Below are 21,502 nucleotides of genomic sequence, written 5' to 3'. Positions count from 1 at the left end.
GTCGAACTGATCTCGCCGATCGCCATGGACGATGGCGTTCGCTTCGCCATTCGCGAAGGCGGCAAGACGGTCGGTTCGGGCGTGGTCACCAAGATCTTGGAGTAAACGACAACGCGCGATGGGAGCGTCGCCGCCACCGCGGGGCGATGCTTCGTTAGCAGAAAACCAACGCGGCCCGGCGACGGGCCGCGTCTTTTGGCCCCCGCCGGGCCGAGCTAGGGGTGTAGCTCAATTGGCAGAGCGCCGGTCTCCAAAACCGGAGGTTGCGAGTTCGATTCCCGCCGCCCCTGTTGGCCGCTTGCGGTCGTTGGGTTGGGATGCCCGCGACGTGAACAAGTTGGCTTAAGTTAGGACAACGAGTGCGGGCCACGCCCGCAGGTGGAGCTGATGGCTTCCAAGGACGAAACAATCGCTGGCAATCCGATTCTGCGTGCGCTGTTCCAAACGGGACTCTACAAGCGCAGTCAGGGTCGGATGATGCGGCAGATGACCTTTGCGGCGCTAGCCTTGGGATGCGCGCTGGGCTGTTGGCGACTCATGGTTTATCTGGAGCCGTCCGGCCGTCGCGAATTGCAATACCTGGTGCCGGCCGCGCTCTTGGCGCTCGGTCTGTGGATTTGCTACCGCGCGGTGAACGTGCCGCAATTCGCTGACTTTTTGATTGCGGTGGAAGCCGAGATGAACAAGGTATCGTGGCCCACGCGCGACGTGCTGTTCCGCAGCACGTTCGTGGTGATGTTCACGATCTTCTTTTTGGCTCTCACACTGTTCTTGTACGACTTTTTTTGGAGCTATCTGCTGACGTTCCTCGGCGTGACTTCCTGAGCCGAGCGCGGCGCAGCGGATCGTAGTGCAAGCCCATACGTATGGAAGGGGAATCGAACGTGATCGACGAGTCGCAAACCACGCCGGGCGAGGAGCCACGAGCCGCTGCGACACCGTCGGAGGAGATCGGCGCGATGAGCAGCGCTGAACCTCAGGCGGTCGACGCCGCGCGCGAACCCCAGGTCGAAGCCGAGTCGGCGGCGCCCGAGATCGTCGAGACTGTGGCCGCGGAGCCGGCGGCGAAGCCCACCAAACCAGCCAAGGCGACAAAATCCGCCAAGCCTACCCCCTTGCCGGAGCCCGATGAGCCGGAAGGCGATCCAAACAACAAAGATTGGTACATCCTCAAGGTGCAGAGCAACCGCGAGGACACCATTGCCGACGGGTTACAGCGCCGCGTGGCGATTGCCGGACTGCAAGACTATTTCGGGGAGATCATCGTCCCCACCGAGATGGTCACCGAGTTCAAGAACGGCAAAAAGAAGGTCGTCAAACGCAAGTTGTATCCGGGCTACATCGTCATTCACATGTCGATCACCGAGGAAACCTGGTTCCTCGTCCGCGATACCCCCGGCATCGGCGACTTCACGGGATCGGGCGGCAAGCCAATTCCCATGCTGCCGCATGAAGTCTCCAAGCTGATCGCCAAGGAAGAAGAAAAGACCGAGGAGCAGCCGCGGCTGAAGATCAGCTTCAAATCGGGCGATCGCGTGAAGATCAACGAAGGCACCTTCGAGAACTTCGAGGGAGAGGTCGACAACATCGACCAAACCAACGGTCGCGTGACGGTGATGATCAACATTTTCGGCCGCTCGACCCCTGTGGAACTCGAATATTGGCAGATCGAATCGATCTGACGCGCGCAGCAAACCACCATCGAACCCAGCGCCGCGCAATGCGGCAATAGCACGAATCCGAGAGCAAAATGGCCAAGCAACTTGTCGCGGAAGTGAAATTTCAGGTCCCTGGCGGACAGGCGACTCCAGCGCCGCCGGTCGGCACCGCTCTGGGCCGGCACGGCATCAATCTGGGCCAGTTCGTCTCGCAATTCAACGAGCGCACTCGCGATGCGGGCGGCATGCCGATCCCCGTGGTCGTGCGGGTCTTCAATGATCGCAGCTTTGACTTCGTGACCAAGAGCCCACCGGCGGCCGCGCTACTCAAGCAGGCGGCGGGCATTGCCAAGGGATCGGGGGTGCCCAACAAAGACAAAGTCGGCACGGTCACCCGCGCCCAGGTGGAAGAAATCGTGAAGACCAAGATGGCCGACCTCAACTCGCGCGACGTCGATCATGCCCGCCGCATGGTCGAGGGCACTGCCCGCAGCATGGGCCTGAACGTCGAAGGTTGACCAGCCCGTTTCGCACACTCAATCGATCTATTTCAGCGACTCATAGAACAAGCACAACTCATGGCCAAACAATCAAAACGCATGAAGGGCCTGGTTAAGAAGGCGCCTCCCAAGACCACGATGGCGCTGCCCCAGGCCGTCGCCTTGCTGAAGCAATTCAACAACACCAAGTTCGATCAAACCGTCGAAGTCGCCATGCGACTGGGGGTCGACGCCAAGCAGGCCGATCAGATCGTGCGCGGCTCGGTCGTGTTGCCGCACGGCATTGGCAAGAGCCTGCGGGTGGTCGTGTTCGCCAAGGGGGATCTGGCCGACCAGGCCAAGGCCGCCGGCGCGACCGAAGTTGGCGCCGAGGATCTGGCCAAGAAGATTCGCGAAGGTTGGACCGACTTCGACGTCTGCATCGCCGCTCCCGACATGATGGGGCTGGTGGGTCCGCTGGGTAAAGTGCTCGGTCCGCGCGGCCTGATGCCGTCGCCGCGCGCCGGCACTGTCACTCCGGAAATCTCCAAGACCGTCAACGAGTACAAGGCCGGCAAGGTCGAGTTCCGCAACGACGCCGGCGGTGTGGTGCATGGCGTGGCGGGCAAGCTGAGCTTCGACGCCGACAAGTTGGCCGAAAACATCCGCGCCTTCATCGACTACGTCTTGAACATCAAGCCGACGGCGATCAAGGGCCAGTATGTGAAGAGCATTACCATCAGCGCCACGATGAGCCCAGGCATTGGGGTGGCGGCCTGATCCGATTGTAGGGAAGACCATGAACGAAGCTCGCGCCGCGATGGCCAGTTGGCCCCTTGCCGACGAGCGACGAAACAGTAAAGTGCGTGTCCCATGAGCAAATACGTAAAAGAACTAATGACCGGCGATCTGCGCGAGCGGCTCGACGGAATCCAGGATTGCCTGCTGGTGAGCGTCGCCGGTATGGACGCCAATCGTAGCCACCGGCTGCGAATGGAGTTGCGCGGCAAGCAAATGCACCTGATGGTGATCAAGAACAGCTTGGCGCGCCGTGCTGTCGAAGGCACGTCGCTCGCGCCGGCGTTTCACGGACTGGCCGGGCCCGCCGCCGTCGTCTGGGGCGGAACCGACATTGTCGATCTGGCCAAAGAAATCACGCGCCTGGCCGCGGACAAGCAGTACGACAAGTTGCACGCCCGTGGCGGCGTGATGGACGGCGCGCCGCTGTCGGCGGGCGAGGTCGAGCAGGTCAGCAAATGGCCCAGCCGCGAAGAGCAACTGTCGATACTGGTCGGCCAGATCTTGGGACCAGGCGCCACGCTAGCGGCTCAACTCACCAGCGTGGGCGGCGCGCTAGCCAGCCAAATCAAAGAGAAGGCTGCTGGCGCCGAGGCCGCTACCGAACCGGCGGCCGAAACTGCGGCCGATCCACCGCCGGCTGCTGCTGATGCCCCTGCGCCCGAGGCAGGGGCCTAACCCAGGCGGCCCGTGCGCGGGGCGGCAACCCACCAAGCAATCCATTCAACCACTTCACCATAAGCTACTTCAACATCGGCCCAACCATCGACGAGTCGCCAGCCGATTCGTGCCGCGCGGGCAAGAGAGCGAGAAAGGACGAGGACCCCCATGGCCACTGATTCCGCGACCAAAGAATTTTCCACCTCCGCCAAGGAGCTTGGCGACCGCATTGTCGGTCTCACGCTCAAGGAAGCGAAGGAGTTGAGCGACTACCTCGAAGACGTACATGGCATCAAGGCCGCCGCTGGCGGTGGCGTGATGATGATGGCCCCCGGCGCTGGCGCGGGTGGCGGCGCGGCCCCGGCCGCCGAGGAAAAGACCGAGTTCGATGTTGTTCTCGAAGCCCACGGCGACAAGAAGATCAACGTCATCAAGGTGGTGCGAGCGGCCACGGGTCTGGGCCTGAAAGAGGCCAAGGATCTGGTCGAAGGCGCCCCGAGCAAGGTGAAGGAAGGCATGTCGAAGGAAGACGCCGCCAAGCTCAAGAAGGAGCTGGAGGAAAACGGCGCCACCGTCTCCATCAAATAGCCGTTTGGCAGCATCCTGCGTGCCGAACACGAAAAATGTTTGAGCATAAGGGTTGTTTTTGTTGGAACATTCGTAACAATTGACGTTGCGTCCTTAATTAGGCCGGCGGCCACGGAAGCGGCGTCGTTGGCCTAGGTAGACCCGCTTGGCTTGTTGCGCCCGCAATATGGATGGGCTTATTTTCGCTGGCGCGCTGCGCTGGAGCGAACAACCGACTTGCAGGCCGCAGGTCGATTGTTCCGCGTCGAAGGCGTGTGCGGTGGCGATATGGCCCTGCGCCCCTCGAACTGTGTCTGCGCCTTCCTCTCCCGCGGCAGTGGCTTTGGTTGGGACCACTGGCTGCGGTTCACGTTGGTCTTGCTCGGCCCTTCGGCTGACTTGGTCCGTTAGATCTTAAGGAGCGAGATTTCCATGCCAGTTCCGGCAGAACGTCGCATTCGTCCGCAAGAGATTCGTCGGTTTGGCTCGGGGCTCGAGAGCTTCTCGATTCCTGATCTCACGGAAATTCAAACCAAGAGCTACGACACCTTTTTGCAATTCGAGGTCCCGCAGGAAAAGCGAAAGGACCACGGCATCGAAGGGGTGCTGCGCGAAATCTTTCCGATCGAAAGTTACGACAAGACGCTGCGCCTGGAATATCTGCGCTACGAGCTAGGCAAGCCGCGCTACGAGCCCGACGAGTGCCGCCAGTTGCGGCTCACCTATGGCCGCCCCTTCAAGGTCTGGCTGCGGCTCACCAAAGAGCAGCCGATTGAAGAAGAGGTTTATCTCGGCGACATGCCAATCATGTTGGGCGGCGGCGAGTTCATCATCAACGGCGCCGAGCGCGTCGTCGTCAGCCAGTTGCATCGCAGCCCCGGCATCGACTTCGTCAGCGAGCTCGAAGGGGGCGACAAGCGCATGCACAGCTGCCGCATCATCCCCGAGCGCGGCAGTTGGATCGAACTGAACGTCACCAAGAAGGACAGCCTGAGCGTTCGCATCGACCAGAGCGGCAAATTCTCGGCCATGACCCTGCTGCGGGCGATGGATTCCAAGTCCGGCACCAACGCCGAACTCATCCGCATGTTCTACGACACCTCGACCGAGACGATTCACGACGGTCGCAGCGTCGGCAAGATCGAAGGCAAGATCGCCGTCAACGACATCGTATATCCCGCCAACTCCGATCGGGCGGGCGAGGTGCTTGTCGAGGCGGGGCAGCGAATCACCAAGAACGCGGCCGAACTGATCTGCTCGTCGGGCTTGTCCAGCGTCGAGGTGATGCCCAACGTCAAGGATCCGCTGATCTTCAATAGCCTGGCCGAAGACGCGACCAACAGCCACGAGGAAGCGCTGCTCAAAATTTATCAGCGCTTGCGGCCCGGCAATCCGCCGCAATTGGAAAAGGCCCGCGCCCTGTTCCACGAAAAGTTCTTCGACACCAACCGCTACCGGTTGGGGCGCGTCGGACGCTTCCGCATCAATCGCAAGCTGGGGCTCACCGTCAACGAAAACGAAATGACGCTGCGGCCAGAGGATTTGATGGCGTCCATCAAATACCTGCTGAATCTGCGCAGCAACGACGACGCCTCGGAAGTGGACGACATCGACCACCTCGGCAATCGCCGCCTGCGCACCATCGACGAGTTGGCGGCCGACGAATTGCGCAAAGGCTTCTTGAAGCTGCGCCGCACCGTGCAGGAGCGGATGAGCCTCAAGGACATCGAGGACATGACGCCGCGCAGTCTGATCAATCCCAAAAGCGTCTCGGCGGCGATCGAATACTTCTTTGGCCGCGGCGAATTGTCGCAAGTGGTCGATCAGACCAATCCACTGTCGATGCTCACCCACGAGCGTCGCTTGTCGGCCCTGGGCCCAGGCGGTTTGAACCGCAAGCGCGCCGGCTTCGAAGTCCGCGACGTGCACATTTCGCACTACGGGCGCATTTGCCCGATCGAAACGCCGGAAGGCACGAACATCGGTTTGATCTCCAGCTTGGCCATCTATTCGACGGTCGACGAGTACGGCTTTTTGGTCACTCCCTATCGCGAAGTGAACAAGGGCAAGCTCACCGAGGAAGTAGTCTGGCTCCGCGCGGATCAAGAAGCCGAAGCCTTCGTGGCCCCGGCCGACGCGCCGATCGAAAAAGGCAAAATCCAGGGCGACACGATCATTGCCCGACATCGCGCCGACTTCGAGATGGTGCCGGTCGACAAGGTGCAATACATCGATGTGGCGCCGTGCCAAATGGTGGGCGTCTCCGCCAGCCTGATTCCCTTCTTGGAGCACGACGACGCCAACCGCGCGCTCATGGGATCGAACATGCAGCGGCAAGCCGTGCCGCTGCTCTTGGCCGAGCCGCCGATCGTCGCCACTGGCATGGAACGCGATGTCGCCCGTAACTCGGGCATGCTTGTTCGCGCCCGCCGCAAGGGGACGATCACGCACGTCGACGCCTCGCGGATCGAAATTGGCGACGATGTGTACCCGCTGCGCAAGTTCGTCGGACTCAATGAGCGAACCTGCCAAAACCAAAAGCCGATCATCAAAGTGGGCCAAAAGGTGGAAAAAGGCGAGGTGATCGCCGACGGCGCCGCCACCTTCCACGGCGAGCTGGCCCTGGGCCGCAATGTGCTGGTGGGCTTCATGTCGTGGGACGGCTTCAACTACGAGGACGCCATCATCATCAGCGAAGAGCTGGTGCAAAACGACACCTACACCTCGATTCACATCGAGGAGTTCGACATCGAGATTCGCGAGACCAAGCTGGGCCGCGAAGAATTCACCCGCGATATTCCCAATGTCAGCGAAAAGGCGCTGCGCAATCTCGATGAGAGCGGCATTGTGCAGATCGGCACTTATGTGCGGCCGGGCGATATCCTGGTCGGTAAGGTGTCTCCCAAGAGCAAGACCGAGCTGACGCCGGAAGAAAAGCTGCTGCACGCCATCTTTGGCCGCGCCGGCGAAGACGTGAAGAACGATTCGCTCGAAGTGCCCTCGGGCGTCGAGGGAATCGTGATCGACACGCAAAAGTTCTCGCGCCGCATGAGCCTTTCGGACGACGAGCGCCGGCAGTTCGAAAAGGCCCTCAAAGACGCCGAGGCCGAAGGCAACAGCAAGATCGCCCAGATCTTTGGCGAGATGGTGGGCGAGATCGAAAAGGTGCTCCAGCGTCAGCTCACCGACGAAGACGGCAACGCCATGGTGCGCGACCAAGAGTCCAAGTTCGTGGCCGAGCAGGCGGGCCGGTTCCGCTTGGACAACATCGAAATCCGCAGTCCGCAGCGTAAAGCGGATGTGGAAAAGCTCTATAAGACGATGTGGCCGCAAGTGGAGCTGGCCATCGACGAGCGCGACCGCAAGCTCAACTCGATGAAGCGCGGCGACGAGCTGCGCAGCGGCGTGCTGCAAATGGTCAAGGTCTACATCGCCACCAAGCGCGTGGTGAGCGTGGGCGACAAAATGGCCGGCCGGCACGGCAACAAAGGCGTGGTGGCCAAAATCCTGCCCCGCGAGGATATGCCGTTTCTGGCCGATGGCACTTCGCTGCAGATCATGCTCAACCCGCTCGGCGTGCCTAGCCGTATGAACGTGGGTCAGATTCTCGAAACGCACCTCGGTTGGGCGGGCGCCAAGCTCGGCTTTCAGGCGATTACGCCAGTGTTCGACGGCGCCAGCGAAGGCGAAATCAACGAGTGTCTCGACGTGGCCAAGCTGCCCAAGCACGGCAAGTCGCGACTCTACGATGGCCGCACCGGCGAGCCGATGGAGCAAGAAACCACGGTGGGCTACATCTACATGATGAAGCTGCACCACCTGGTCGACGACAAGGTGCACGCCCGATCGACCGGTCCTTACTCGCTCATTACTCAGCAGCCGTTGGGCGGCAAGGCGCGGTTTGGCGGCCAGCGCTTTGGCGAAATGGAAGTCTGGGCGCTGGAAGCCTACGGCGCCGCGTACATCCTGCAAGAACTGCTCACCGTCAAGAGCGACGACGTCGAAGGCCGCACCAAGATTTACGAATCGATGGTCAAGGGCGAGAACACGCTCGAGGCCGGCACGCCGGCGAGCTTCGACGTGCTCACCAACGAAATCCGTGGACTGGCCCTCAACATGCAGTTGGAAAAGCGCCGCGTTTAGTCGTACCGTCCCCTTGCCACTACCTACCGAACACGCCACCGCAAGGTGAACTCCCTCCCAGGAGAATATCAGTGAGTATCGCCGAAGGCTCTTACGATCGCATCAACGACTACGCCTCCGTCAAAATCAGCCTCGCGCGCCCGCACGACATTCGTAGCTGGTCGTTCGGCGAGGTGAAGAAGCCCGAAACGATCAACTATCGCACCTACCGTCCTGAAAAAGACGGCTTGTTCTGCGAGCGCATCTTTGGCCCGGAAAAAGACTGGGAATGCGCCTGCGGCAAATACCGCGGCATGAAGTACAAGGGCATGATCTGCGATCGCTGCGGCGTGAAGATCACGCACAGCCGCGTGCGCCGCAAGCGGATGGGCCACATCGAACTGGCGGCCCCGGTCGTGCATATCTGGTTCTTCAAGGCGATGCCCAGCCGGTTGGGTAATTTGCTCGACATGAAGACCACCAGCATGGAAAAGGTGATCTACTTTCAAGACTACGTCGTCATCGATCCCAAGGACACGCCGCTGAAGGAGCGTCAGCTTCTCACCGAAGAGGAGTACCGCAGCGCCCGCGAGCAATACGGCGAAGGCTCATTTGAAGCCGACATGGGCGCCGAGGCGGTGCGCAAGCTGCTGATGAAGCTCGAGCTGGTGCAGCTCTCCAAGGATCTGCGCGTGGCGCTCAACGAGACCGGCTCCAAGCAAAAGCAAAAGGACTACATCAACCGACTCAAGATCGTCGAGTCGATTCGCGATAGCGACAACCGCCCCGAGTGGATGGTGCTCGACGTCATTCCGGTGATTCCCCCCGATCTGCGCCCGCTGGTGCTGTTGGATTCCGGCAACTTTGCCACCAGCGATCTGAACGACTTGTATCGTCGTATCATCAACCGCAACAACCGCCTCAAGAAGCTGGTCGACCTCAACGCCCCCGAGGTCATTATTCGCAACGAGAAGCGCATGTTGCAGCAATCGGTCGACGCGCTGTTCGACAACAACCGCTGCAAGCGACCGGTGCTCGGCTCCAGCAATCGCCCGCTCAAGTCGCTCACCGACATGATCAAGGGCAAGCAAGGGCGCTTCCGCGAAAACCTGCTCGGCAAACGCGTTGACTACTCGGCGCGCAGCGTCATCGTGGTGGGTCCGAGCCTGCGACTGCACCAGTGCGGCCTGCCCAAAAAGATCGCGCTGGAGCTGTATCAACCGTTCATCATCCGCCGCTTGCGCGAGCTTGGTCACGCCGACACGATCAAGAGCGCCAAGAAGATGCTCGAGCGCAAAGACGAGGAAGTCTGGGATATCCTCGAAGAGGTGATTCACAATCATCCCGTGATGCTCAATCGCGCTCCCACCTTGCACCGCATGGGCATTCAGGCCTTTGAGCCGGTGCTGGTCGAAGGCAACGCGATCAAGTTGCATCCGCTGGTGTGCAAAGGCTTCAACGCCGACTTCGACGGCGACCAGATGGCGGTGCATTTGCCGCTATCGATCGAGGCCCAGGTCGAGGCGCACACGCTGCTGATGTCGACCAACAACATCTTCAGCCCCGCCAACGGCGCGCCGATCATCAGCCCCTCGCAAGACATCGTGATGGGTTGCTACTACATGACCATGGGCGTCCCGGTCGCCAAGGGCGACAACATGGTCTTCAGCTCGCTCAACGAGGTGCAGCTAGCGCACTCGCTGGGCGTGGTGCACACGCACGCCAAGATTCGCGTCAAGCTGCCGCCAACACGGCGGCTGAAGACCGAGGGAGACGCCGAGCCGGCACCGCCAGGCCAGATCATCACCACCACGGTGGGCCGCGTGATCTTCAACATGCACCTGCCGCAGGGCATGCCGTTTTACAACATTCCGATGCGGTCCAGCGAGTTGTCGAAGGTCATCTCCGACTGCTACCAAATGCTGGGTCGCCGCAAGACCATCGATCTGCTCGACGAAATGAACCACATGGGTTTCCGCTGGAGCACCCAGAGCGGTTTGTCGTTCGCCACCGATGATCTGATCACCCCCCCCACCAAGGCCAAGATCATCGCCGAGGCGGAAAAGAACGTCCTCAAGATTCACAAGCTGTACCAACGCGGCGTGATCACCGAGGGTGAGCGTTACAACCAGATTCTCGACGCCTGGACCCACGCCCGCGAACGCATCACCACCGAGATGATGGCCGAGCTGGAAACCGACTACCGCAGCGATGGCTACGTCAATCCGATCTTCCTCATGGCCCACTCCGGCGCCCGCGGCGGCGTCGAGCAGATTCGCCAATTGGCGGGCATGCGCGGTTTGATGGCCAAGCCGTCCGGCAAGATTATCGAAACGCCGATCAAGGCCAACTTCCGCGAGGGGCTCACCGTGCTGGAGTACTTCAGCTCCACTCACGGCGCCCGCAAGGGTTTGGCCGACACGGCGCTCAAGACGGCCGACTCGGGTTATCTCACCCGCAAGTTGGCCGACGTGGCGCAAAACGTGGTCATCACCATGCACGATTGCGGCACCACGCAAGGCATCACCAAGGGGGTGATCTACCGAGGTGAAAAGGTCGAAGTGCGGCTGGCCGACTCCATCCGCGGCCGCGTTAGCCGGCAGAACATCGTCAACCCCATCACCGACGAGGTGATTGTCGGCGAAAACGATCTGATCACCGCCGAGGTTGCTCGGCGCATCGAGGAACTGGGGCTGGAACGTATCCAAGTCCGCAGCGCCATGACCTGCGACGCTTCGCTCGGCGTGTGCCGATTGTGCTACGGCATGGACCTGTCCACCGGGTCGCTGGTGGAAGAGGGCATGGCGGTCGGCATCATCGCCGCGCAAAGCATCGGCGAGCCGGGCACCCAGCTCACCATGCGCACGTTCCACATCGGCGGCACCGCCGCTCGCGCGGTGGAAGAGAGCGAACTGCGCTCCAAGAAGGCGGGCGCCGTGCAATGCACGCGGCTCAAGGTGGTGCGCAACGACCAAGGTCAGCAAATCGTGCTCAGTCGCAACGGCGAAATCGTGATCCTCGATCCCAAGGGCCGAGAGCTGGAAAAGTACGAGATTCCCGCTGGCGCCACCCTCCTGGTCGAGGAGAACCAAGAGGTGCAGCCCGGCACGGTGCTCTGCCAATGGGACCCCCACTCGATCCCGATCCTCGGCGAGGTTGGCGGCCGCGTCCGCTTCGAGGACATCATCGAGGGCGAAACCATGCGAGCCGAAAAAGACCCCAGCGGTCACGTCCGCCGCATGATCATGGAGCACAAGGGAGACCTGCACCCGCAGATCATTCTCGAAGACACCAGCGGCAAGATTCTCGACTTCTACTACCTGCCGGAAAAGGCGAATCTCGAAGTCGAGGAAGGGCAACTAATCTCCCCCGGCACCTTGCTCGCCAAGCAAGCTCGCGAAGTCTCCGGTACGCAGGACATCACCGGCGGTCTGCCGCGCGTGACCGAAATCTTCGAGGCGCGCAAACCCAAAGACCCCGCCGTCATCGCCGAGATCGACGGCACGGTGGAACTGCTGGGCGAACGCCGCCGCGGCAAGCGAACGATCATCGTGCGCAGCGAGTCGGGCATCGAGCGTGAGCATCTGGTTTCGCACGGCAAGCACTTGCGAGTGCATGCCGGCGACTTTGTGCGGGCCGGCGAGGCGCTGGTCGACGGTCCTTTGGTGCCGCACGACATCTTGCGGATCTCGGGCGAAGAAGCCGTGCAGCAGTATCTCACCCGCGAAATCCAGAACGTCTATCGCAGCCAGCGCGTGGAAATCAACGACAAGCACATCGAGATCATCGTGGCGCAAATGTTGCGCAAGGTGAAGATCGAGTCGGTCGGCGACACCAGTCTGCTGCCGGGCAGCATCATGGACAAGTTCGAGTTCCGCGCGGCCAACCAAAAGCTGCAGCAGTGTGTGCGCATCTCCGAAAAGGGAGATGGCGATTTCGAAGTCGGCGCCATTGTGCCCAAGGACGCGCTGGAGCAGGTGAACGCCCAGATCGAAACGTTGGGCGGCGAGAATGTGCGCGGCGCGCGGCCCAAGCCGGCCACTGCCAGCACGCAACTCCTCGGCATCACCAAGGCGGCGGTGCAAAGCGCCAGCTTCATCTCGGCCGCCAGTTTCCAGGAGACCACCAAGGTGCTCACCGAGGCGGCTTTGGCCGGCAAGGTCGACAAGCTGGTGGGGCTCAAGGAAAACGTGATTCTCGGTCACCTCATTCCCGCCGGCACCGGCTTCCGCTCGTATCAAGAGTCGGAAGTTCGGATTCGGCCCGAGGCCTTGCAGGCGATTGCCGCCGAGAAGTCGAGCTTGCTGGAACGCGAGTTCCCGCTGCTGGCCGACGGCGCCGAGACCGACAATGGGCAAAAGTCGACCGCCGGCGACGGCACGGCCGCCTTGGAAGCGATTTTCCGCGGAGCGGAGCCGCAGCCCGGCGCCAATCCCTAGTTCGACCGACCGGATCCTCGCTTGACAGGCGGCCCGGTTCCGATAGTTTATTTGATTCGCGCGAGTTTCGGCCCCCGGTCCGACCCGCGCCGGCAATCGGTTCGTCCGCTACCGACATGCGGTCCTGCGGGCGCAAAAGAAAACTGCGAGAGATGAATGCCCACGATCAACCAATTGGTGCGTAAACGACGCAAGAAGCCGCGGCGGTTCAGCAAATCGCCAGTGCTCGAGTCGTGCCCGCAAAAGCGCGGCGTCTGCCTTCAGGTGAAGACCATGACGCCGAAGAAGCCGAATTCCGCGCTCCGCAAGATTGCCCGCGTCCGGCTCTCCAATGGCAAAGAAGTGACTGTCTATATCCCGGGCGAAGGCCACACGCTGCAAGAACACTCCATCGTGCTGGTCCGCGGCGGTCGCGTTCGCGATCTGCCGGGGGTGCGCTATCAGGTGGTTCGCGGCGCCCTCGACACGCTCGGCGTGCAAGGTCGCAAGCAGTCGCGTAGCCGCTACGGCGCCAAGAAGTCGTAGCCTCCCGTCTGACTAATTAACATTCTGCCTCGAAAACACGCAGGACTTCCCTCATGGGCTCCATTACCGCCAGCCGCAAGTCGCTTCGCCCCGACCCCCGCTTCGACTCGTTGCTGGTTTCCAAATTCGTCAATTGCCTCATGTGGGACGGCGAAAAGAGCACCGCGCAGCGCGTTTTCTACGATGCGATGGATCAAATTCACGAGCGCTCGGGCAACAACCCGATCGACGTGTTCAATCAGGCGATCGAGAACGTCAAGCCAGAAGTGGAAGTGCGCAGCCGCCGCGTCGGCGGCGCCGCCTACCAGGTGCCAATGCAGGTGAATCGCAATCGTCAGCTTTCGCTGGCGATCCGCTGGATTCTCCTGGCCGTGCGTGAGAAGAAGGGTCGCCCCTCCTCGCAGAAGCTGGCCGACGAGTTGTTGGCCGCGTACAAGCGCGAAGGCGCCGCCTACACGCGCCGCGAGAATGTGCATCGCATGGCCGACGCCAACAAGGCGTTCGCGCATTTCGCCTGGTAAGCTCGAACATTCGCACGCCGCGCCGGATTGCAATTCCCGCGCGGCGTTTCTTTTGCGCCCCGCCAACATCAACTGAGGTTGCCGACAAAACGCAAGTCCACAGTCTGGCGCCGCGAGTCTTGAAAGGGGATTCTCCCTGGGCAGCAGGCGCCGGCCGCCTCGCCACACCCTCCAACCCCTGCCTGGCCTCGTCATGGCTCGCGATCTCAAGCAAATTCGCAACATCGGCATCATCGCCCATATCGACGCCGGCAAGACCACCGTCACCGAGCGGATGCTCTTTTACACCGGCGCCACCCACAAGATGGGAGAGGTCGACAAAGGGACCACCATCACCGACTTCGACCCCGAGGAGCAGCAGCGCGGCATCACCATCAACGCGGCCTGCGTCACCTTTCAGTGGAAAGACGTGGCCGTGAACCTGATCGACACGCCCGGGCATGTCGATTTCACCGCCGAGGTCGAGCGCAGCCTGCGCGTGCTGGATGGCGGCGTGGTGGTGTTCAGCGCCCGCGAAGGGGTCGAGGCGCAGAGCGAAACGGTCTGGCGCCAGGCCGACAAATACGGCGTGCCGCGGATCGCGTTCATCAATAAGCTCGATCGCGAAGGCGCCGACTTCGAGGGAACGCTCGACGAGATTCGCGAACGCCTGGAAGCGAACCCCGTCGCCGTGCAGATACCGGTCGGCGCGGGCCCGCCCCATCAAGCCAACGCCTTTCGCGGCATCATCGACCTGGTGGAGATGAAGCTGCTCACGTTTCCGCCCGAGACCAACGGCGCGCGGGTCGAGACGGCTGAAATTCCGGCCGACATGATCGACGAGGCGCAGCTCTGGCGCGAGCAGCTAGAAGAACAGCTCTTCAACTTTTCCAACGAATTGGCCGAACTCGTGCTGGCCCAGGAGCCGGCGCCGCCAACGCTCATTCGGCAAGTGCTCCGCGACGCGGCGCTGCACCGCCTGGCGGTGCCGGTGTTCTGCGGCTCCGCGCTCGATCACATTGGGGTGCAGCCACTGCTCGACGGCGTGGCCGACTACCTGCCCAGCCCGCTCGACGTGCCGCCGGTCGAAGGCGTCAATCCCAAGAAGAAGGGCGCCGTCGAACGCCGCAAACCGTCTCCCGACGAACCATTTTGCGGGCTGGTGTTCAAGATCGAAGCGGCCCGCCACGGCGATCTGCATTTTGTGCGCGTGTACTCCGGGCAACTCAAAGGCAACTCGCGTGTCTACAACCCCGGCAAGGACAAGAAAGAGAACGTCAGCCAGTTGTGGCACATCCAGGCCGATCGCCGCGCGCAGGTCGAAACGGTCGAGGCGGGAGACATTGTCGGCGTGATCGGCCTGCGCGCCAGCATCACCGGCGACACCATCTGCGATTCGCAGCACCCCATCTTGCTGGAGACGATTCAGTTTCCGGAAACGGTGATCTCGATGGCCATCGAGCCAGAAAGCTCCGCCGAGCGCAAAAAGCTTTCCGACACGCTGGAGATGATGAAGCGGCAAGATCCCACGTTTCGCGCCAAGGAGAACGAAGACACCGGCCAAACGCTCATCAGCGGCATGGGCGAGTTGCACTTGGAGATCATCAAGAACCGCTTGCTCCGCGACTACAACCTGAACGTGCGCGTCCACAAGCCACGCGTCAGTTATCGCGAAACCATCGAACGCGCGACCGAAGTGGTTGGCGAATGCCAGCGTCAACAAGCGGGCCAAACGCTGTACGCGCAGGTGAAGCTGCGCATCGCGCCTCTCACCCTGGGCGAAAAGCCGATCGTCGTCGACGCGACCGGCGCGGCCGAGGAGCAGATTCCGGAACTCTGGATGCCGGCGGTGATGGAAGTGCTGCGCGAGCAAGCGGCGGGGGGCGGGTCGCTGGGCTATCCGCTGATGAAGACGCATTTCACCGTCGTTGGCGGCGACTGGCGCGAAGGCGAGTCCAGCGAACTGGCCTTTCGCATCGCCACGGCCGACGCCTTTCAAAAGGCGATTCGCGGCGCCGGCGTGGTGCTGCTGGAACCGATCATGAAGCTGGAGATCACCACGCCCGAGGACAACTTGGGCGACTTTGTCAGCGACTTGCAGCAGCGGCGGGCGATCATCCATCGCACTCAAATGCGCGGCAAAAACGCGCTCGTCGAGGCCGAGGCCCCGTTGGCCAACTTGTTCGGTTATTCCAGCGCCATGCGGGGGCTCAGCCAGGGACGCGCAAGCTGCTCCATGGAGCCAGCGGCCTACGGACCCGCCCCGCCCGAGGTCCTCAAGGAATTTTTGTGAGTATTCCCTGCGAGCAGCGGTATTTCTTGCAATTTGCAGGCGTTGACAGTCTATCGGGGAACCCTTAACATTTTTGATTCGCCCATGAGCGTGGGCCCCATGCAGTGGGAAGTTTTCGCAAGTTGGCCCGCTGCGGGCTTGGTTGAAAGTCGTGTTGGGAGCGTATTGTGGCTGGTCATTCGAGTGAGACGATTCGCATCCGTATGGAAGCCTACGATCATGCCGTGCTCGATCAAAGCGCGGCCGAGATCGTCGATACGGCCAAGCGAACCGGCTCAGAAGTGCATGGCCCCATTCCGCTGCCCACACGCATCGAGCGCTACACCGTCTTGTCGAGTCCGCACGTCGACAAAAAGGCGCGGCAGCAGTTCGAGATTCGCACGCACAAGCGGCTGATCGACATCGTGCGATCGACCGCCAAAACGATCGAAGCGCTCAACAAGCTCAGCTTGCCCGCGGGCGTGGATATCAAGATCAAGGCTTCCAGCAGGCATTAATCAAAATACTCCAGGCGCCAGAGCGCGATCGGGCCAGAACCTGGGCCCGCGTGCTTCAGTCGCTTGGTTGCTGCGGCAATCGGGTGGTTTTCGCAGATATGAAATGGAAGCTCGACGGGTAACGAGAGGCATTGCCTCTGGGTCCCGCGAGCAGCGCAAAAGTCGAGGCAACGACGATGGCGATCGGATTGCTCGGCCGTAAGGTCGGGATGACTCAGATATTTGACGAGACCGGCGAGGCGATCCCGGTCACGGTATTGGCTGCCGGTCCCTGTCATGTCCTCCAGTTGCGCACCGCCGACAGCGATGGATATGCCGCCGTTCAATTGGGCTTTCTTGATAAGCCCCGCCGCTTGGCCAGTCGCAGCGAGCGCGGCCATGTCGCCAAGCTCGATAGCAAGCAACAAAAGCGCCGCTCCGCTGCGGGCGCGACTGCCGTGGCCAAGGCCGACTGCGAGCCCAAACGATTCATTCGCGAGATCACCGGCGAAGTGGGCGACGTGCAGGTTGGCCAGGAACTCAAGGTCAACGTCTTTGAGGGGGTCGCCGCCGTCGATGTGATCGGCACCTCCAAGGGGCGCGGCACCGCCGGCGTGATGAAGCGGCACAATTTCAGCGGCCAGCGCGCGTCGCACGGCGTCAAGAAGGTGCATCGCCACGCGGGCTCGATCGGCCAAAGCCAGTTTCCGGGGCACGTGCAAAAGGGGCGTCGCATGGCCGGCCAGTACGGCAACGCGCAGTGCACGGTGCGCAACCTGAAGGTGGTGCGGATCGACGCCGACAACAACCTGCTGTTGGTCCGTGGCGCGGTGCCGGGGCCGAACGGCGGGTACGTCCTCATTCGCGAGTCGAACAAGCTATAGGCAAGGCGATTGGCGCACCGGCGCTGATCGAAGGGATAGGATCGAGCGAGTCATGGCAAGTCTGCCCATTTTTGATCGAACTGGTCGCGAGGTTGGCAAGTACGACCTCGACCCCGCGCAGCTCGCGCCGCGCGTCAATCGGCAGCTCCTGCACGACGCCGTGGTCATGTATCAGGCGAACCTGCGACAAGGCAGCCACCGCACCAAGACCCGCGCCGAGGTGGCCGGGTCGACCAAGAAGCTGTATCGCCAAAAGGGGACGGGCAACGCCCGCGCCGGCTCGCGGCGCAGCGGCACGCGTCGCGGCGGCGGTCACATCTTCGCCTTGCGTCCGCGCGATTATGGCTACCGGTTGCCCCGCAAGGCGCTGCAGTTGGCCACGCGGATGGCCCTGGCCTCCAAGCTGCGCGACGAGCAGGTGGTGGTGATCGACGATCTCAAATTCGAGTCGCCCCGCACCAAAGACATGGCGCTGGTGCTCAAGGCGCTCAAGATCGACGGCAATCGCGTGCTGGTCGCCACCGCCGATCACGACGTCAACGTGTACAAGAGCGCTCGCAACATCGAGCAGGTGTCGGTCTCGCCGGCCGCTGATCTCAACGCCTACACCGTGCTTGCGGCGCGGCGGCTGCTGATTACTCGCGCCGCGCTCGACGCGATTCGCGACAAGGCCGCGCAGGCTTCGACTGGCGCCAAGGCGACTGCATAGAACAAACGAGGAAGTCATGGCCAAAGAGCAAGCAACCCCCACCGCGGCGCCGCCGGCTCCACCCGAGTCGCTGGCCGGCGTGCAACTCAAGTCGCATCAAGTGCTGTTGCGCCCGCTGGTCACCGAGAAGGGCATGCACCGCTCGACGCGGCAAAACGCCTACTCCTTTCGGGTCAATCCGTTGGCGACTAAAGAAGACATTCGCCGCGCCGTCGAAGAACTGTTCAACGTCAAGGTATTGGGCGTCAACACGCAGAACCGCAAGGGCAAGCCGCGTCGCAATCGTTTTCGCGTGGGGCGCACCGGCGATTGGAAGAAGGCGATTGTCAAGCTCCACTCCGAGCACCGCATCGACTTCTTCTAAACACTGACACACGTAGACAGAGATCACACTGCCATGGGCATCCGTCGCTACAACCCCACATCGCCAGGCCGCCGCGGCGCGTCGGTGAGCGATTTTGCCGACCTGACTCCCGGCGCCAAGCCGGAGAAGAGCCTGCTGCGCCCGCTCAAGAAGACCGGTGGCCGCAACAACCAAGGCAAAGTCACCGCCCGTCATCGCGGCGGCGGCCACAAGCGAGCCTACCGCCTGGTGGACTTCAAACGCGATAAAGACGGCGTGCCGGCTCGCGTCGACTCGATCCAGTACGATCCCAATCGCTCGGCCCGCATCGCCTTGTTGCACTATGTCGACGGCGAGAAGCGCTACATCCTGGCCCCGCAGGGCCTGGTGGTCGGCGCCACGGTGCAAAGCGGCGCCGAAGCGCCCCCAAACGTCGGCAATAGCCTGCCGATGAGCGCTATCCCGCTCGGCCTGACAATTCACAACATCGAGATGAAGCCCGGTCGCGGCGGACAAATCTGCCGCTCCGCCGGCGCCAGCGCCGTGTTGGCGGCCCGCGACGCGAACTGGGCTCAGATCACGCTGCCCAGCGGCGAAATCCGCCGCATCCCAGCGATCTGCCGTGCCACCATCGGCGCCATCGGCAACGCCGATCACATGAACATCACGCTTGGCAAGGCAGGGCGCAAGCGCTGGCTGGGCCGCCGCCCGCATGTGCGCGGCACTGCCATGAACCCCATCGATCACCCGCACGGCGGTGGCGAGGGACGCACCAAGGGTGGACGGCATCCGGTGAGTCCCACGGGCAAGCCCACCAAGGGCGGCAGCACCCGCAAGCGTCGCAAGCCGTCGAACGCCGCGATTGTGCGACGTCGCCGCTCGCGTCGTTACGGCATTATCAAGATTGGCTAACTTTGGCAGTGATTACCAAATCAAGAAGCACTGACGGTCGAGAGTTGAGAAAGTCTCGTCCCTAGGCAAAACAGTCGGCAAACAGGAATCTCATGGGAAGGTCGTTAAAAAAGGGCCCGTACGTCGACGCGAAGTTGTACCTCAAGGTCGACCGCCTCAACTCGGATGGCGCCAAGCGCGAGCTCAAGACCTGGGCCCGGGCCTGCACCATTGTGCCGGAGTTTGTCGGCCATACTTTCTTGGTGCACAACGGCAAGGTGCATCAAAAGGTGTTCGTCACCGAGGAAATGGTCGGGCATAAGCTGGGCGAGTTCGCCCCCACCCGAACCTTCCGCGGCCACGGCACGAAGGGCAAGAAGTAGCAGATAACCGCGTCCGCCTGCCGGACCGCGCTGAGGAAATCGATCATGGCATACGAAGCAACACACCGATTCGCCCGCATGAGCGCCCAAAAGGTGCGGCCGTTGGCGAACTTGATTCGCGGCAAGTCCGCCGACGACGCGCTGAACATTCTGCGCTATCAGCCGCAGCGCGGCGCGCGGCTGCTGGAAAAGGTCCTCAAAAGCGCGCTGGGCAACGCCGAGGATCAACGAGCTGCCAACCCCAATCACCTGGTCGTGATCGACGCTCGCGTCGATGGCGGCCCCATGTTCAAGCGCATTCGACCGCGTGCCCGCGGCATGGCTTTTATGATCAAAAAGCGCACCTGCCACATCAAAGTGGCGCTCGACGCCAAGTAGTTTCGACGCCCAATCGTTTCATTCATACCTCGCCGACCGGCATTCACACTCGCCAAGAAAACCGAGCTAAGCATGGGCCAAAAAGTCAATCCACGCGGCTTTCGCGTCGGCATCATGGAAGGCTGGAAGAGCCGCTGGTATGCCTCCAAGAAGGAGTTCAGCGAGCTACTGATCGAGGATTTCAAGATCCGCAAGTTCATCAAAGGCAAGTATCGCTTCGCCGGCATTCCGCAAATCCAGATCGAGCGCACCCGCGACGAGGTGAAGGTGATCCTGTTCACCGCGCGGCCCGGCGTGCTCATTGGCCGCAAGGGCCAGGAGGTCGAACGGTTGCAAGAAGAGTTGCAGGGCCTGATCGGCCGCCGTGTGAACATCAAGATCGAGGAGATCACGCGCCCCGAGATCTACGCCCAACTGGTGGCTGAGGACATCGCCGACCAATTGGCCAAACGCTCCAGCTTTCGCCGCACCATGAAGCGGGCGATGGAGCAAACCATGGACGCGGGCGCTAAAGGCATCAAGATTCAACTCGCCGGCCGCTTGGGCGGCGCCGAAATGGCTCGCTGCGAAAAGCAGAGCGCCGGGTCCATTCCGCTGTCCACGTTGCGGGCAAAAATCGATTACGGTTTCACCGAGGCCAAGACGCCGCAGGGGCATATCGGCGTGCAGGTGTGGGTGAACCAAGGCATGTATCAAGACGAGGAGACGGCTCATGGCGCTGATGCCCAAGAGGGTCAAGCACCGAAAAAGCCAAAGAGGACGTATAAGAGGTGACGCGCAGCGTGGCAACCGGGTCGTCTTTGGCGACTTTGGTTTGCAAGCCACGCAAGGCGGTTATCTCAGCGCGCAGACCATCGAGGCCGGCCGTATCGCGGCGCAGCAATATCTGCGCACCGAGGGTCGCCTTTATATCCGCGTGTTTCCGCACAAGCCCATCACCTCCATCCCCCTGGAAACCCGCATGGGTAAAGGCAAGGGAGAGCCGGAGTATTGGGCCGCGGTGATTCGTCCGGGAACCGTGCTGTACGAGATCGGTGGCGTGTCGGAAGAAGCCGCGCGGCTGTGCCTGCAGCGGCTCGCGCACAAGATGCCGATGTCGGTGCGGTTCCTCAAGCGTCGTCCCATGCATGGAGCCTAGCCGCCAATGAGCAAAGCCAGCGAATTGCGAGAAATGAGCGACGAGCAACTGGGCCTGATGCTCCAGGAGACGTCGGAAACGCTGTTTCGACTGCGCATCCAGTCGCAGACCGAAAAGCTCGACGCCCCCAGCGAACTGCGCAAGCATCGCCGCCTGATTGCCCGCATCCATACCGTCAAAAACCAGCGCGCCCGGCAGCAGGCCGCGCAGAACTAACCGAAGGAAACAGCTTGCCGCGACGGCAAGTTGGCAGGAACCG

Annotated in this window: 22 protein-coding genes and 1 tRNA gene; all 23 read left to right on the top strand. The window is 61.9% G+C overall.

Annotated elements, in window-relative coordinates; genetic code table 11:
* On the top strand, positions 1–105 hold a 105-nt coding region (locus tag K1X71_11090), incomplete at its 5' end, for an elongation factor Tu (protein MBX7073681.1).
* Between the two features lie 112 nt (positions 106–217).
* Positions 218–290 (top strand) — tRNA-Trp (locus K1X71_11085).
* Positions 291–387: 97 nt separating this feature from the next.
* Entirely contained in the window at positions 388–825 is a 438-nt protein-coding gene (secE, locus tag K1X71_11080; protein MBX7073680.1) for a preprotein translocase subunit SecE, read from the top strand.
* A gap of 134 nt (positions 826–959) precedes the next feature.
* Positions 960–1,682 carry a transcription termination/antitermination protein NusG gene (gene nusG / locus K1X71_11075; GenBank protein MBX7073679.1) on the top strand — a complete coding sequence of 241 codons (723 nt, stop codon included), beginning with the start codon at positions 960–962 and terminating at the stop codon, positions 1,680–1,682.
* Between the two features lie 68 nt (positions 1,683–1,750).
* Entirely contained in the window at positions 1,751–2,176 is a 426-nt protein-coding gene (gene rplK, locus K1X71_11070) for a 50S ribosomal protein L11 (protein MBX7073678.1), read from the top strand.
* A 60-nt stretch (positions 2,177–2,236) separates the two neighbouring features.
* Complete coding sequence (rplA, locus tag K1X71_11065; protein MBX7073677.1) at positions 2,237–2,917, top strand: 50S ribosomal protein L1; 681 nt, start codon at positions 2,237–2,239, stop codon at positions 2,915–2,917.
* A gap of 93 nt (positions 2,918–3,010) precedes the next feature.
* Positions 3,011–3,613 carry a 50S ribosomal protein L10 gene (gene rplJ, locus K1X71_11060; protein MBX7073676.1) on the top strand — a complete coding sequence of 201 codons (603 nt, stop codon included), beginning with the start codon at positions 3,011–3,013 and terminating at the stop codon, positions 3,611–3,613.
* A 150-nt stretch (positions 3,614–3,763) separates the two neighbouring features.
* Positions 3,764–4,183 carry a 50S ribosomal protein L7/L12 gene (gene rplL, locus K1X71_11055; protein ID MBX7073675.1) on the top strand — a complete coding sequence of 140 codons (420 nt, stop codon included), beginning with the start codon at positions 3,764–3,766 and terminating at the stop codon, positions 4,181–4,183.
* A 411-nt stretch (positions 4,184–4,594) separates the two neighbouring features.
* Positions 4,595–8,305, top strand: a complete 3,711-nt coding sequence (gene rpoB / locus K1X71_11050) for a DNA-directed RNA polymerase subunit beta (GenBank protein ID MBX7073674.1) — start codon at positions 4,595–4,597, stop codon at positions 8,303–8,305.
* A gap of 71 nt (positions 8,306–8,376) precedes the next feature.
* Positions 8,377–12,723, top strand: a complete 4,347-nt coding sequence (rpoC, locus tag K1X71_11045; protein ID MBX7073673.1) for a DNA-directed RNA polymerase subunit beta' — start codon at positions 8,377–8,379, stop codon at positions 12,721–12,723.
* A 156-nt stretch (positions 12,724–12,879) separates the two neighbouring features.
* Entirely contained in the window at positions 12,880–13,248 is a 369-nt protein-coding gene (rpsL, locus tag K1X71_11040; protein MBX7073672.1) for a 30S ribosomal protein S12, read from the top strand.
* A 53-nt stretch (positions 13,249–13,301) separates the two neighbouring features.
* Positions 13,302–13,769 (top strand): 30S ribosomal protein S7, encoded by a 468-nt coding sequence (rpsG, locus tag K1X71_11035; GenBank protein ID MBX7073671.1) that lies wholly within the window; start codon positions 13,302–13,304, stop codon positions 13,767–13,769.
* A 193-nt stretch (positions 13,770–13,962) separates the two neighbouring features.
* Positions 13,963–16,041: an elongation factor G gene (gene fusA, locus K1X71_11030; GenBank protein MBX7073670.1), complete on the top strand. Its 2,079-nt coding sequence runs from the start codon at positions 13,963–13,965 to the stop codon at positions 16,039–16,041.
* A gap of 167 nt (positions 16,042–16,208) precedes the next feature.
* Positions 16,209–16,538 carry a 30S ribosomal protein S10 gene (gene rpsJ, locus K1X71_11025; GenBank protein MBX7073669.1) on the top strand — a complete coding sequence of 110 codons (330 nt, stop codon included), beginning with the start codon at positions 16,209–16,211 and terminating at the stop codon, positions 16,536–16,538.
* Between the two features lie 209 nt (positions 16,539–16,747).
* Positions 16,748–17,401 (top strand): 50S ribosomal protein L3, encoded by a 654-nt coding sequence (gene rplC / locus K1X71_11020; GenBank protein MBX7073668.1) that lies wholly within the window; start codon positions 16,748–16,750, stop codon positions 17,399–17,401.
* A 52-nt stretch (positions 17,402–17,453) separates the two neighbouring features.
* Positions 17,454–18,110, top strand: coding sequence for a 50S ribosomal protein L4 (gene rplD, locus K1X71_11015; protein MBX7073667.1), 657 nt, complete (start codon positions 17,454–17,456; stop codon positions 18,108–18,110).
* 16 nt (positions 18,111–18,126) lie between these two features.
* Positions 18,127–18,474, top strand: coding sequence for a 50S ribosomal protein L23 (gene rplW / locus K1X71_11010; protein ID MBX7073666.1), 348 nt, complete (start codon positions 18,127–18,129; stop codon positions 18,472–18,474).
* A 33-nt stretch (positions 18,475–18,507) separates the two neighbouring features.
* On the top strand, positions 18,508–19,365 hold the full coding sequence (gene rplB / locus K1X71_11005) for a 50S ribosomal protein L2 (protein MBX7073665.1): 858 nt from the start codon (positions 18,508–18,510) through the stop codon (positions 19,363–19,365).
* Positions 19,366–19,457: 92 nt separating this feature from the next.
* Entirely contained in the window at positions 19,458–19,727 is a 270-nt protein-coding gene (gene rpsS, locus K1X71_11000; protein ID MBX7073664.1) for a 30S ribosomal protein S19, read from the top strand.
* Between the two features lie 45 nt (positions 19,728–19,772).
* Positions 19,773–20,105: a 50S ribosomal protein L22 gene (gene rplV / locus K1X71_10995; protein ID MBX7073663.1), complete on the top strand. Its 333-nt coding sequence runs from the start codon at positions 19,773–19,775 to the stop codon at positions 20,103–20,105.
* Positions 20,106–20,177: 72 nt separating this feature from the next.
* Complete coding sequence (gene rpsC, locus K1X71_10990; GenBank protein MBX7073662.1) at positions 20,178–20,879, top strand: 30S ribosomal protein S3; 702 nt, start codon at positions 20,178–20,180, stop codon at positions 20,877–20,879.
* On the top strand, positions 20,818–21,243 hold the full coding sequence (gene rplP / locus K1X71_10985) for a 50S ribosomal protein L16 (GenBank protein MBX7073661.1): 426 nt from the start codon (positions 20,818–20,820) through the stop codon (positions 21,241–21,243). Before rpsC ends, rplP begins: the two co-directional genes overlap by 62 nt.
* A gap of 6 nt (positions 21,244–21,249) precedes the next feature.
* Positions 21,250–21,459: a 50S ribosomal protein L29 gene (rpmC, locus tag K1X71_10980; protein MBX7073660.1), complete on the top strand. Its 210-nt coding sequence runs from the start codon at positions 21,250–21,252 to the stop codon at positions 21,457–21,459.
* Positions 21,460–21,502 lie beyond the last annotated feature (43 nt).

The sequence above is a fragment of the Pirellulales bacterium genome (assembly GCA_019694455.1).
Taxonomy (GTDB): Bacteria; Planctomycetota; Planctomycetia; order Pirellulales; family JAEUIK01; genus JAIBBY01.
This window is presented reverse-complemented; position numbering and strand designations above follow the sequence as displayed.